The organism is Aeoliella fuhlenseeensis (genome assembly GCF_052161615.1).
Taxonomy (GTDB): Bacteria; Planctomycetota; Planctomycetia; order Pirellulales; family Lacipirellulaceae; genus Aeoliella.
On the sequence record NZ_CP197417.1, the window covers coordinates 1,519,619 to 1,532,607 of the forward strand.

At 58.5% G+C, this 12,989-nt stretch carries 10 protein-coding genes; 8 read left to right on the forward strand and 2 right to left on the reverse strand.

Annotation, left to right across the window (positions count from 1 at the left end; translation table 11 throughout):
• Positions 1-309: 309 nt before the first annotated feature.
• The 8 genes from SH292x_RS05815 to SH292x_RS05850 all read left to right on the forward strand — a co-directional run bounded on the left by SH292x_RS05815 (position 310) and on the right by SH292x_RS05850 (position 11,143).
• On the forward strand, positions 310-1,176 hold the full coding sequence (locus tag SH292x_RS05815; RefSeq protein WP_442484645.1) for a PEP-CTERM sorting domain-containing protein: 867 nt from the start codon (positions 310-312) through the stop codon (positions 1,174-1,176).
• A 157-nt stretch (positions 1,177-1,333) separates the two neighbouring features.
• Positions 1,334-2,272: a PEP-CTERM sorting domain-containing protein gene (locus SH292x_RS05820; protein WP_442484646.1), complete on the forward strand. Its 939-nt coding sequence runs from the start codon at positions 1,334-1,336 to the stop codon at positions 2,270-2,272.
• Between the two features lie 150 nt (positions 2,273-2,422).
• Complete coding sequence (locus SH292x_RS05825; RefSeq protein WP_442484647.1) at positions 2,423-3,004, forward strand: hypothetical protein; 582 nt, start codon at positions 2,423-2,425, stop codon at positions 3,002-3,004.
• Between the two features lie 180 nt (positions 3,005-3,184).
• Positions 3,185-3,376 carry a PEP-CTERM sorting domain-containing protein gene (locus tag SH292x_RS05830; RefSeq protein ID WP_442485850.1) on the forward strand — a complete coding sequence of 64 codons (192 nt, stop codon included), beginning with the start codon at positions 3,185-3,187 and terminating at the stop codon, positions 3,374-3,376.
• Positions 3,377-4,034: 658 nt separating this feature from the next.
• Positions 4,035-4,940: a PEP-CTERM sorting domain-containing protein gene (locus SH292x_RS05835; RefSeq protein ID WP_442484648.1), complete on the forward strand. Its 906-nt coding sequence runs from the start codon at positions 4,035-4,037 to the stop codon at positions 4,938-4,940.
• A 288-nt stretch (positions 4,941-5,228) separates the two neighbouring features.
• On the forward strand, positions 5,229-6,125 hold the full coding sequence (locus SH292x_RS05840) for a PEP-CTERM sorting domain-containing protein (RefSeq protein ID WP_442484649.1): 897 nt from the start codon (positions 5,229-5,231) through the stop codon (positions 6,123-6,125).
• 345 nt (positions 6,126-6,470) lie between these two features.
• Positions 6,471-9,293 (forward strand): multiheme c-type cytochrome, encoded by a 2,823-nt coding sequence (locus SH292x_RS05845; protein ID WP_442484650.1) that lies wholly within the window; start codon positions 6,471-6,473, stop codon positions 9,291-9,293.
• A gap of 224 nt (positions 9,294-9,517) precedes the next feature.
• Positions 9,518-11,143: a hypothetical protein gene (locus SH292x_RS05850; protein WP_442484651.1), complete on the forward strand. Its 1,626-nt coding sequence runs from the start codon at positions 9,518-9,520 to the stop codon at positions 11,141-11,143.
• Between the two features lie 88 nt (positions 11,144-11,231).
• On the opposite strand, the gene SH292x_RS05855 is transcribed toward SH292x_RS05850, so the two are convergent.
• Positions 11,232-11,756: a hypothetical protein gene (locus tag SH292x_RS05855; protein ID WP_442484652.1), complete on the reverse strand. Its 525-nt coding sequence runs from the start codon at positions 11,754-11,756 to the stop codon at positions 11,232-11,234.
• Positions 11,757-11,942: 186 nt separating this feature from the next.
• On the reverse strand, positions 11,943-12,836 hold the full coding sequence (locus tag SH292x_RS05860) for a phosphoribosylaminoimidazolesuccinocarboxamide synthase (RefSeq protein ID WP_442484653.1): 894 nt from the start codon (positions 12,834-12,836) through the stop codon (positions 11,943-11,945).
• Positions 12,837-12,989 lie beyond the last annotated feature (153 nt).

The following is a 12,989-nucleotide window of genomic DNA, read 5'->3' on the forward strand; positions in this document are numbered from 1 at the left end:
TTTGGTGGTCGCCAAGAAAGTTGTGTTATTGGTTCGGATGGACAAATTCCAGTGCTTCGCACCTTGGTGGTGTGGGGCGACTTGGCGTTTGTCTGCTTGACCACCACTCATCTTCTACGGGCAATGTTTCAGCGGTTCGGAAAAGCTCTCAAGCCATAACCCCGGACTCGCCTGGTTTCTATACTGGGCAAAGCTGAAAGTTCCCCGTAGAAGAGGAGTGGCCAAGCGGCCGTTGCACCAATGACGAGACAGTCACTGTTGATCCAATTTCGCAATCGTCTTTCAATCAACGAGGGTGGAGAGATTCTAATGTCCTGGACCAAATCGATTTGCTACTTTGCTTTCTGCGCCTTGTTGGCAGCACCCGCCGTGGCCGCTCCTACGCTGGAGATTCTGGACGGTGGACTTGTCGGTGGTAACCGCAAGTTCGAAGTGTGGGTCACTCCTGATCCCACCCTGTATTCTGTTGACACCAACAGCGACACCGTAATGGACGCCTCGTCCATCGCCGTCGAGTTGGGTCTGAGCTCGATCAACCCCCGTGGTGGTGCTCTTCCGAACATTGTCAACGGTTCGATCGTTGTGACCGCAGCCTTCCAGGACGACAACGTCGCCCCGCTCGGCAACACTGGTTACAACCCTTACCAGTCGGGTGCCCTCACTGGCATCAACTACGAAGCCAGTGGTAAGGATGCCTTTGCCCCGCTTGGTAGCACCGGTACCATCAGCCAGCCGCTGGTTGGTGTTCTGTCGGGCCGCACCAAGGTGATGGACTTCCAGATCAACGATGACATCGGCGTGATCGACCTGCGTGGTTGGAATGCCACCACCTCAGCCGTTGGTGGCGCCCTGATTGCTCAGGACGCAACCATCTTCACTGTCGACGCCAACTTCGGTATCGCCGGCGATTATCAGCCCAATGGTATCGTCGACATCATCGACTTCGGTCTGTTCGGTGCCGCGTTCAACCAGCCCTCCGCTAACTTCCCGGCCTCCGACTTCAATCGTTCGGGTGGCAACATCGACATTATCGACTTCGGTATCTTCGGTGGCAACTTCGGTCGCGCCATGCCGACCACGGGTGCCCTGCAGACCGCAACGGTTCCCGAGCCCAGCTCGGTACTGATGGTGCTCGCGGGTGTCGCCGGTCTCGCCTTTGCTCGCCGCTGCCGTTAGGCAGCGGGAGCGGGGGGGCAATGAGAATTGCATCCTTGGTAGTCGGAGCTGCTAATGTAAGACGGCGTGATGCTGTAGAGAAGTTTAGTAGTTGTGATTAGAGACCGTAGAGTGTTGCTTCTTAAGGTTACGGGTTTATTCAGGGAGTAAGATTTTAATGAATAGAATTTTTTATGCAGGTGCAGCCCTTGCGGTTGCTCTGTTCGGTGGCCAGGTAATGGCCGGTAATATTTCAGTTTCCTACGATGGTGTGGCTACGACCGGTCTGGCCGGCTACACCACCTATACCGTCAAGGTCGACTCCGATAGCGGAGCAATCAACGGTGTTCGTGCTTCCTTTGATGGTGCGATGAATCAAGTGAGCCCCTTCGGCCTGCCCACCATCTTCACCGATAACAATGGTGTTATTCAGGGCACCGGCGGTCAAGTTAGTCAGGACAGCCAGTTCAAGTTTGCAAGTGCTCAGGTCCTCTCGCTTGAGACGGCTGAGAGCGCGACTTTTCTTCGCGGTGCACTCACCAACTTGGCCTCGTTCGATCCGGGAAGTGGTCTCACTCTCGCGCAAATTGTAATCGCCGATGGTGCATCGGTGGCTTACAGCTTGTCGGTAGATGATGGTAGTGGCGTCGCGATTGACGTCATGGGCACCATTCCCGCCGTGAGTGTTGGACCGACCCTGGTTGGCCTTCCCGCCAGCGGTTCGAGCCTTTCGGCTGCCCTGCAAGCTGCTTTCGCGAACCGTCAAGGTGGCCCGGCAGTTGTTGCCGACGCCATCATGGTGATGAACGAGACCGGCACTCTAGAAGAGCTCGGTGCCATCAACATCAGCGGTATCAGCGACAGTCTCCCCAGCATCAGCACCACGCTGGTGCCAGGTAGTGCTCTTGGCAAGTACAGCTTGGTGATGGACGGTCCGTTCGACACCCTGGATCCAGGCACCGTAATCACCGGTGACATCATCATCACCGCCGAGAACGCCGTGGACCAAGCCCTGGTCTACTCGTTCAGTGCAACCATCCCCGAGCCTTCCTCGGTAGTGCTCAGCGGACTTGCTGTGCTCGGTTTGGCTGCCTCCGCACGTCGCCGTGCTGCCTAAGCAACACCTAGCAGTAGAACAATCAAACAGAGCCTTGGTGAATAGCCAAGGCTCTGTTTCTTTTAGTACTTCGTGAATGGTATGCTCTTCCTTAAGCAATCGCGGGGACGTTGCGATTGTCTTCAAGAACGCTGATGGTTGAGCCGACCAATGGTGGGAATCGAAGTTGAACTGAGGCAATTGCTTTCGATTGGCTCAACTATTGCCATCTTGATCCTGGCCACATCAAGCCTAGCCGGCAACATCGATGTCTCACTGCGCGCCATCCCCACGCCCAATCTGCGCGGCTTCACGACGCTCACCATCCATGTCGCCTCGGACGCCGGTGCCGTTAATGGGGTGGATGCGTCCTTCGAAGGCACACTGAACCAAATCAATCCGTTTCTGCTGCCCACCATCTTCCAAGATCACAATTCTGTTTTAACCGCCGCTGGGGGGTACGTGATCATGGATAGCCAATTTCTCTTCTACAGCGATAAGGTTGGATCGTTCGACACGGCCGAAAGCGGCACGTTCCTGCGGGGCGCACTAACCAATCTGGCTCCTTTCGATAAAGGTGCCGGCTTTGATTTGGCCCAGCTCGTTATTCGCAACGAAACTTCGCTCCACTACCACTTGGCTATTGATGACGGCAGCCGGGAGCCAACGATGGTCACCGGCATCATTACACCTCCCGACCTGTCCTTGCGGGGCACGTCCAACGGCGGTCGCTATCTCTCGAAAGCCCTGTAGGCGGCGTTCGACAATCGTGGCGGTGGTCCGGCTGTCGTCGCGGACGCAATCACCGTCTGGAACGATTTCGGACCGCTCAGCGAGTTGGGCGAGATCTACATCACAAGCGTCAGCGACAATCTATCCAGCATTTCGACACGGCTGGTCTCAGGAAGTGGGCCCGGCAAATTCAGCCTAGTTATGGATGGTCCTTTTGAGGACCTCGTTCCAGGTACTGTCATCGCCGGCAGCTTCACTGTCACAGCCGAACATGCTATCGGGCAATCGCTAACTTACTCATTTAGTGCGGCCATCCCCGAGCCCTCCTCGGTAGTGCTCAGCGGCATTGCTGCTATTGGTTTGGCTTTTTTCGCTCGTCGCCGAGCCGCGTAACATGTGGGGTTAAGCGGCCGAATCAGCTGTCTGCCTCCGATTTTGAGGGAGGATATCTATCCGTTAGCGGCTAGCGCACCTGGAATAGTGCGTCTTTTGCCGATTTCGGGCGGTTGTAGCGGATGGCTCGCCCGTACGAAAAAATGCTTGTGCTGGTTCGCGGCTGCGGTTATACTAGCTCGGAGAGGCCGGTCGCTAGACGCTTGAAATCGCAATAACCCTCGGGTTTTTGGTGAAAAACGACAATTTCTGTTTTTTTCCAAAAAGATGGTTGCAATAGAAGCCGTGGCTCGTTAGTCTAGTAGCAGTTACAAGCTTTCCAATCTCGCAAGAGTTCGATCTACTGTAGACCCCAACAATTAAAGGAACCACAGACCGCCAACGCGGTCTTGGTTCCTTTTTTTGTTGGGGTTTTTTCGTTTTTAGAGGTGGAAACTTTACATACTCTTGGCGACTCGCTCTTTCGTGACAAAAGAACGCTGCCCGGTCGCCCGGTAGGAATACAAAGGCAACTAGTAGTCAGGATTACGAGGTCTAGTGAAATCGAAACCGTGACGCGTGCCCCGACCCAATAAAGGGGGGCGAGAGTGCTTTGGGCCCCTTGGGGCAAATTCAGAAGTAATTAAATACAGTTTCGTTCCAACGAGGAAATTTCACCATGCGTAAGTTTTCATTCCTGTTTGCTGTTGCCATCACCGCTTTCGTTGCCGGCGTTTCCAACGCCGCTGTCGTAGTCACCGCCACCTCCGCGCCAACCACTGGTCTGTCCGGCTTCGAAACCTGGACAGTGCGTGCCGCATCGGACGGTATGGCCATTAACGGCATCGACATTTCGTTCGATGGTGCCATGAATCAGGTCAATCCCTTTGGCCTCGCCTCGATTTTCCAGGACAACAACGGTACGTTCGTTGCCGTCGGTGCCAATGCTTCGCAAGACAGCCAGTTCCTGTTCACTTCCAGCCAAGTGCTGTCGCTGAACACCTCGGAAAGTGCCACCAAGCTCGCAGGTGCCTTGACGAATCTTGCGGCACTCAACACCGCCAACGCGATTAATTTCGCTCAGATCGTGATTCCAGTTGGTGGCTCGGTAGCCTTTACCGCTGGCTTTGACGCCGGCACCGGTGTATCGATTCCGGTTACTGGTAACATCGGCGGTGGCGGTGGTGCAGTCGACCCCGTTGCTATCGGCAACCCCGTCAGCGGCAGCTCGATTTCGCTTCAGGGAGCCTTCGAAGATGGTACCGGTCTTTTGGAGAATGCCATTGTTCTGACCAACGGCGAGCCCGGCAGCGATCCGGCCCTAGCCATCACCAGCTTGGTGATTTCGAACGACGCCGAAGGCCTGTTCAGTGCCACGTTTGATGGTCTGAGCATCGACCTTGGCCTGGATATTGCTAAGGCTATCGCCGGTCCTGGTCGTAACGTCAGTGCCTTGCTGACCGTCAACACCAACGGTGGCGTGCTGACCTACAACCTGGGTGCCGCTGTGCCCGAGCCCTCGACCGTTGCCCTCTCGGCTCTGGCCCTGGTCGGTCTGGTTGGCTTCGCCCGCCGCAAGAAGTAAGCTCCGGCTTACGAGCAGCCTCGGCTGCACAACTTGATACCCACAAGCGGGGTCGAGATGCTTCTCGACCCCGCTTTTTTTGTTTCCCCACGCAGAATTTTAGTTTGTAGGTGATGACCCACCCGTTCGTCCGAGGGGACGGACTCATTCCAGATAACTAGAGTGAACTGTTAGCCGCGGGTCGTCAGGATCTACTAGTGTAGAATGGGTAGTCGATTTCGTTTAGAATCTAGACGATCGTTCGAGTGGTTCGATGTCGCCAACTTCTTTTCAACCAAGTGGAATCTTATGAAGCGTTCATCTTCGCTGCTGTTCGCTACGGCCATCGCGACAGTCATTACTGGTGTCACGAACGCCGCCGTCCTCATCACCGCCACTTCCGTGCCCACCCCCGGCTTGGCAGGCTTCGAAACCTGGACCGTGCGGGTTATCTCCGATGGTTTGCCCATCAATGGTATTGATATCTCGTTCAATGGTCCCATGAACCAAGTTAATCCCTTTGGGTTGCCTACCATCTTCCAGGACAACAACGCAACGTTTGCGGCGGTGGGAGCGAATGTGTTGCAAGACAGCCAGTTCTTATGGACTTCCGGCCAGGTCCTATCGCTTAACACGTCCGAAAGTCCGACCAAGTTGGCAGGCGCATTTACCAATCTTGCTCCGCTAAATGTCGGCAACGCCATCGAATTCGCCCAGCTGGTAGTTCCCATTGGCGGGTCCATTGGCTTCACAGCCGGTATCGACGCGGGCACGGGGATTTCAATTCCGATAGTTGGCCACTGGATCCCATCGAATCCCATCGCCGTCGGCATTCCCGTCAGCGGAAGTTCGATCTCGCTCCAGGGTGCGTTCGACAATGGTACTGGCTTGCTAGCTGACGCGATCACGCTGTTCAATGACAACCCGGAGACAAATACTCCGCTGTCGATCACCAGCTTGGTGATTTCGAACGACGCCGAAGGCCTGTTCAGTGCCACGTTTGATGGTCTGAGCATCGACCTGGGCCTGGACATCGCGAAGGCTATCGCCGGTCCTGGTCGTAACGTCAGTGCCTTGCTGACCGTCAACACCAACGGTGGCGTGCTGACCTACAACCTGGGTGCCGCTGTGCCCGAGCCCTCGACCGTTGCCCTCTCGGCTCTGGCCCTGGTTGGTCTGGTTGGCTTCGCCCGCCGCAAGAAGTAAGCTCCGGCTTACGAGCAGCCTCGGCTGCAAAACTTGATACCCACAAGCGGGGTCGAGATGCTTCTCGACCCCGCTTTTTTATGCGCTGACGGCTACCCAAGTTGGAAAGTTCTGTGTGAGCCGGGTCGTCCCCGACCCCGGAACGATAAGCTTAAGTTCGCACGAGAAAAACCGGGTTGTGGTAAACCTTAACGCCTAGGCCATCTCTCCCTCCTCCGAAGTCCCTGCCGGCGGTAACGAAATGGGGGGATTCCCCTCCGCGGTCGGGTCGATCTGTAACGGGTACGGCTGCGGGTCAAGGACGACGCGCGGCCGCGACTCGCCACCCCACGGTCGACCCTCCCCATGCCACGGACGGCACTCTCTCAGCCACAACTCGGCGGCAAGGTGTTTCGCGCTGCGATCGCGTCGCTGCTGGTGGCGGTCGTTGCCTACACGTGGAAAGCCGGTTCGAGCGACGGATCCGCTAGCCCGGACCAAGGGCAAGTCGAGCCACCAATCCATGTCGTTTCCAACGAGCCAGCTCCCTCGCCGGTGAATGCCACCCGAATGGCAGAAATCGACGGGCTCGTCGCGCAAGTTGCCACGGTGTGCCCCACCTCGGCGTTGGAACTCCGCGAGCAATTGATCGCCGCCGAGCGGGAAAAAACGGTGCTCGACATTCTGCCCTCTTACGAGCGGACCGCGCACCGCGTTACGACGCCGGCCGCCGCGATCACCAGCGTGCGCGTGGCCCAACTACCGGGGCGGCTGGCGTCGAACACATCACCAGCCACGTCGGGCGAGTGGCTGGTTGATCCAGGGCAGTGGTATTCGCCCGAGGATTCGCAGTCCAAAGTTGCACCCCCCGTGGAAGAACCGCAAGCAATTGAGCCCCCGGTAAACAACGTCGTCGAGGAAGTCGTCGAAGACCCCGCCCCTTCGAAGGCGAGTGAGAAAGAGCCCGAGCAGCCGGCGACTACCGGGGCCACCCCTAGTCCGCACATCCAACCTGCCCCGCCCACGGACATCACGCCGATGGAAGCGGAACCGGCTGAAGTTGCTCCCGTCGCTGAGCCAACGTTGCCGGCGGAGCCACGGTTGCTTCCCCCCGTGCCAGCATCGCCTCCGGTTGAATCGCCCGCGGAGACGCCTGCGGCCGCCGATCCCCAACCAGTTCGTTTGCCAGCTGCTCCCGCTGCGCCGGAAGCAAGTGTCGACGTAGCTCCGATGCCTGTAGATGAGAGTTCAACCGCCGGTACGTCATCGGTTCCAACCGAAGATCACCTTCCCTATCCGCCGGACGCAGTACCTGTCGCACCCGCGCCAGTGGCTGGTTCGGGCTTTGCTCCGCCCCCGCTTTCAGTACAGACTCCAGTAACTCCGGCGCCGACAGTGCCGACGACGCCGAATCCCTCCATTCAAGCTCCGCCCGCGCCGGCGCAGGCCAACCCGTCGCTCCATTCGTCTGGCGATCCAAAATCGCTCGACGATGCCCGCGCGGTTGCTAAGGAGCTCGGCATGCCCGAAGGCGTCGATCCACACTCGGTGCTGATGGCCGAGGGTTGCTATCCGTCGGCGAAGACGTGCGCGAAGTGCCACGAGAAGATCTACAAAGAGTGGAGCTGCTCGAGCCACGCCTATGCGGCGATCTCGCCCATGTTTCAGAAGTTCGAGCAGCGCATCACCGAGGTCAGCATGGGCACCGTTGGTTACTTCTGCCAGCGTTGCCACTCGCCCATCGGCACGGCTCTCTGCATACCGCGTGATACCCCCATGTGGATGCAACCCGAAGTGGCCCGCGAGGGCGTGACCTGCGTGGCGTGCCACCGTGTGAATGAGCGCTACGGCAAGAGCAACGGCGAGCGGCACATCATCCCCGGCGATGAGTTCGCTCCCGTTTACGGCGGCAAGACGGGCGAGGGAGTCGCCGAAGTGATCGCCAAGAAGGATCACTTCAAGGTCCTTACCTCCCCCGAAGATAAAGGGCCGGGGCAGAAGATTCATCTCGAAGGCCGCTACTTCGATCAAATCACGCGGTCCGAGTACTGCACGACATGCCATCAGGTCGCCGTGCACCCCGGCATCAAGCTTGAAGTGGTGTGGGAGCAGTACCGCGCGTCGCCAGCGTGCAAAGCGGGCGTGTCGTGTCAGGACTGCCACATGGGCAAGGTTCCGGGCGTGGCGAGTGGCTACGAGTGCGCGGTGATCGCGGAGATCGGCGGCAAGAAGGTCGGCGAGCCGGTCAAGCATTCGAATCACATGTTCTACGGGCCGGGCTATTCCATCGCGCACCCGGGCATCTTCCCGTTCCACCTGAAGGCCGACCGCTGGAAGATGGAAGAGTGGCTGCTATTCGACTGGCGGGCGGGGTGGGGCACCGACGAGTTTGAAGAACGCCTGGAAGACGGCGAGATCCAAGCGACGTTCCCACCCGTTTGGGACAATGTCGACGATCGCTACGACGCTCGCGAGATCATCGAAGACAACCAAAAGCTGCTCGCGCTCAAGACCGAGGCCCGCAAGGCGGTAATGGAGAACGGCTCGCACGTCGATGGCCCGTTCTTCGACACGCCACCGATGGTAGGCCGCGAGCTTCATATGCACTACGTCGTCGCGAACACCAACACGGGGCACAATTTGCCGACGGCATCGCTCGGCGCGCAACCGCAATTCTGGGCCAACGTGGTGCTGATTGGCCCTCGTGGGCAGCGGCTGTGGGAGACCGGCTACACCGATCAGTACGGCGACGTGTGCGACATCCACTCGCGGGATGTCCGGGCGAAGCTGGTGCCGTTCGACTCGCAGTTGTTCAACTTGCAGACGATGTTCTTGATCACGGGTGCGGTGGGCACCGATCGCGAGTTCTACCTGCCGGTGAACGTCGACTTTGACCAGCTACCGTTCCTGCGTCCTGGCGCGATTCCGGTATCGGTGACGAACCACCCGCCGTTCATCCGCATGGAAAGCCGGTCGCTGGCACCACTGGGACAGAAGCAGGTGAAGTACAAGATCCCGGCCGCGGCGCTGTGCGAACCAGGTCGTTATCGCCTGAGCTTCCGGATGCGAAGCCGCGCGGAACCGATTTACTTCATGGACTTCTGCGGCGCGACCATCGAGATGCAGCGTGCGATGAACGAAGGGGTGATCGACGTTCATCCGTACTCCGTTGAGTTTGATGTGCGGTAACCAGAGACAACCAACTGTCGACCACCCTTAAAGAACACATGCTCTGCACCCGCGCCATCTCGAAACACGTAGCGATCAGACTGCTTAGTCTGACGATCGTGGCCTGCGCGCTGGGGTCAAACGCGGTAGGGCAGGGGGCGGGCGGTTCTCTGTTCGCTCCTCCCCGAGTCGCCGAATATCCCACCCAGGACCCGGCGACTCCGGTGACTCCGCAGCCAACCTTGGTGCCCAACGAATTAGTCGCCACTCCAGATCAGGCTTGGTCGACCCTACCCGAACCTTTGAAGGTTGCCTACGACTGCGGCACCGAAACGGCGTTTCAGCCTTCGGTACTGCGTTTCGGTGTGCTCCCACCGCCACCGCTGCCGAACACCGCGGGCATGCCTTACGACTGCGACTTGCCAGCGTTCGGTGCCACCGAGCACAAGCCGGAAGAAGGTCACGTACTGGAGCATCCCCCCGCGACCGATTGCCGGGGGCAGATGTCGACTTACTACGAAAACGACTTTAGCAACGGCCCTGTCTACGACTGCATTCCGTGGGATAGCAATGCAGCTCTAGGAGTCTACGGCGACAAGTACCAGGTGCCCGTGCAACATCCGCTCGTCGAGTGGGGTTTCCCGCTCTACCGCAACGGTCCGGTGCCGCCGGCGCAGGATTTATTCGGACCGACCAACTTGGTGCAGCAAAAGTTCTACGTCTACGGCGACTACCGCGTGGGATTTGCCCAGAACAACGTCGTCGGTAGCGACAACACGGTGCTTGCTCATCGGCTGAATCTCGAAATCGACTACTGGCTCACGAGCACCGAGCGTTTTCATATGTTCTCAGGTCCCTTTCAGGAGGGGAACAGCTTCATGCGCATCGAGAATGGCGAGTTCTTCAACGAACTCGACTTCTTCGACGTGAATACCGACACGCTGTTCTTCGAAGGCGACCTCGGGCAGATCCTTGGAGGTTTCAACTCCCAGTACGCGGCGTTCGACTTGCCATTCACGGCGGGGTTGGTTCCGCTGTTGTTCCAGAATGGCGTGTGGATGCAGGACGCGATGGTCGGCCTCGCGGCGACGATCCCCGCTCAAAACAGTCCGGGCCTCGATTGGTCCAATTACGATGTCACGTTCTTCGCGGCGTTTGACAACGTGAGCACCGATGCCGTGAACTTCGACGAGAACGCCGCGCAACTCTTTGGTGCGACGACCTTCATTGAGAGTCGTGGCGGGTATTTCGAGGTCGGCTACGCCTACGTCAACGACACGAAAGACGCCGACTTCAGCTACAACAACATCGGTATATCGTACACACGCCGATACCTGAACATGGTATCGAACTCGATGCGAGTGATCCTCAACGCGGGGCAAAACCTGCCGGAAGACCAGCGTACGGCCGACGGCGTGCTGCTGCTGGCCGAGAACACGTTCATCACCGAGCGGCCATACAACTTCATGCCGTACACGAACTTCTTCGTCGGCTTCGACCGCCCGCAACCCGCGGCGCGGGCGGCGGTGTTCGGCGGGGTGCTGTTTAATACGGGCATTTTGTTCCAGAGCGACGCCCTCACGGGCTATCCAACGCTCGACGCCACGGGCAACAACACCTACGGCATGGCAACCGGTATTGACCTATTGGGGCACAATTTCGATCAACAGCTAATCGTCGAAGTCGCCGCGCTCGGCGTCATGGGTTCCGATATCGATCGCAGCGCCCCCGGCAACCAAGCGGGTGTGGGCGCTCGCTACCAAGTTCCCATCACCAACGCACACCTACTCCGCTTCGACGTGATGCACGGCTGGCTCGAGAACGCCGAAGACATCACCGGCGCTCGGGCCGAGTTCCGGTGGAAGTTCTAAGCAGGCTTCTTGCGACGACACGTAGGTCGTCGGCTATTTCAGCTCGACTGGAGAGTTGCTTCGTTACTCGCAGTGAATAGCCGACGACCTACGCGTCGTCGGACAGCCCCTGGCGCAACTCATCCATCGTCTTGAAATATCCGACTCGCTCGTCCCACTTCCATCCTCGATGATCGGGTAGGTACGAGTTTACGAGATAGTCGAAGTGATCGCGATCTTGAATCTGCTTTCGCGATGCGTCCCGCGAGAGCCATTTGTGCGACGAGTCCAATCCCTTTAGCTCTAGGGTCATCGACTTCTTAAAGCTTGAGCGTGTTTGCTCCCATCCTCGCTCTTCGTTCTTCCAGCTCACGAGCAGGTGGATGTGGTTGTTGTCCGTTGCAATGCTGTGGGGACGGCAGTCCACATGCGGTGACGCTTTCAGCAAGGTCGCGATGATGGCTAGTTGAACTTCGTCAGCAAGCGAGACCGTTCCATGCACCATCTGACCACGATAAACGTCGGCTAGGTCTTTGTTTTGAGCAAGAAGACCCGCGTGCCTCCGCACAAATCCACGTGGGCGGTCGGGAAGCCATGATCCGTAAGTGTGGAAAGTGAAAAGGTAGCAAGGCACGTTGATATCCCCTTCTGATCGATCGAGGATATTCTAAAGACGCGCCGTGGGAGGATGCAATGTTTTCTCCGACGACACGTAGGTCGTCCGCTATTTCAGCTCGACTGGAGAGTTGCTTCGTTACTCGCAGTAAATAGCCGACGACCTACGTGTCGTCGGACCAAATGCTCCCACTCAAGCATCCTCTCACTTCCAAGCAAACTCCGCGCCCGTCAGTCGTTCGAAGGCTTCGATGTACTTCGCACGCGTCTTGGCAACAATCTCTTCGGGGAGCTCAGGCGGCGCGCTGTTGCGATCCCAAGTGCTTGCGAGTAGCCAATCGCGGACGAACTGTTTGTCGAACGACGGTTGAGGGCCGCCTGGATGGTACTGGTCGGCGGGCCAGAAGCGCGAGCTGTCGGGGGTCATCACTTCGTCGATCAAGATCAGCTCGCCGTCGCAATGGCCAAACTCGAACTTCGTGTCGGCAAATAAGAGGCCGCATCTGGCCGCGTGCTCCGAGCCGCGGTTGAAGAGGTCAATACTTCGCGTGCGGAGTTCTTCGGCGAGCTCGGTGCCGATGACGCTCGCCATGCGTTCGAAGCTGATGTTCTCGTCGTGCTCGCCCATTTCGGCTTTGGTGGCGGGGGTGAAGATCGGTTCGGGCAGGCGATCGCTTTCGACGAGGCCCCCGGGCAGTTTCACGCCGCACACTTCGCCCGACTCGCGGTACTCGTTCCATCCCGAACCGGCGAGGTACCCGCGCACCACGCACTCCATCGGCACCACCTTGGCCTTCTTCGTCAGCATCGACCGGCCTCGCAGCACCTCCCGGTCAGTCCCTTCGGGCAGCGGCATCTGGTCGACGTCGGTCGTGATCAGGTGGTGGGGCGTCTGCAGGTGGTCGAACCAGAACTGGCTCACTCCCGTCAACACGCGCCCTTTGTCCGGAATGCCGGTCGGCAGCACCCAGTCGAAGGCGCTGATGCGGTCGGTGGCCACCAGTAGCAGGTACTCGCCCAGGTCGTAGACATCACGAACCTTGCCCCGCTTGGCCGGTAGGTTCCCCACTTGGCTTTCGATCAGTGGTTCGCTTGGCATCCGCCTTCTCCATCCAAAATGAGGCTCAGCCTCGATAAAACAGGGCTCCAACGCGGTCTACCGAGGAGTATAACGCCCCAGATGCCGGGCGCAGAGTGCTTGCCCCTTTTGCCGGCCTTCAAGTACACTGGAAGGCTTGCTGCGAAGCGATGG

Excerpts from the sequence above, each read along its gene's own strand:
- SH292x_RS05815 (WP_442484645.1), top strand. The coding sequence starts at position 310 with ATGTCCTGGACCAAATCGATTTGCTACTTTGCTTTCTGCGCCTTGTTG.
- SH292x_RS05820 (WP_442484646.1), top strand. The coding sequence starts at position 1,334 with ATGAATAGAATTTTTTATGCAGGTGCAGCCCTTGCGGTTGCTCTGTTC.
- SH292x_RS05825 (WP_442484647.1), top strand. The coding sequence starts at position 2,423 with ATGGTGGGAATCGAAGTTGAACTGAGGCAATTGCTTTCGATTGGCTCA.
- SH292x_RS05830 (WP_442485850.1), top strand. The coding sequence starts at position 3,185 with ATGGATGGTCCTTTTGAGGACCTCGTTCCAGGTACTGTCATCGCCGGC.
- SH292x_RS05835 (WP_442484648.1), top strand. The coding sequence starts at position 4,035 with ATGCGTAAGTTTTCATTCCTGTTTGCTGTTGCCATCACCGCTTTCGTT.
- SH292x_RS05840 (WP_442484649.1), top strand. The coding sequence starts at position 5,229 with ATGAAGCGTTCATCTTCGCTGCTGTTCGCTACGGCCATCGCGACAGTC.
- SH292x_RS05845 (WP_442484650.1), top strand. The coding sequence starts at position 6,471 with ATGCCACGGACGGCACTCTCTCAGCCACAACTCGGCGGCAAGGTGTTT.
- SH292x_RS05860 (WP_442484653.1), bottom strand. The coding sequence starts at position 12,836 with ATGCCAAGCGAACCACTGATCGAAAGCCAAGTGGGGAACCTACCGGCC.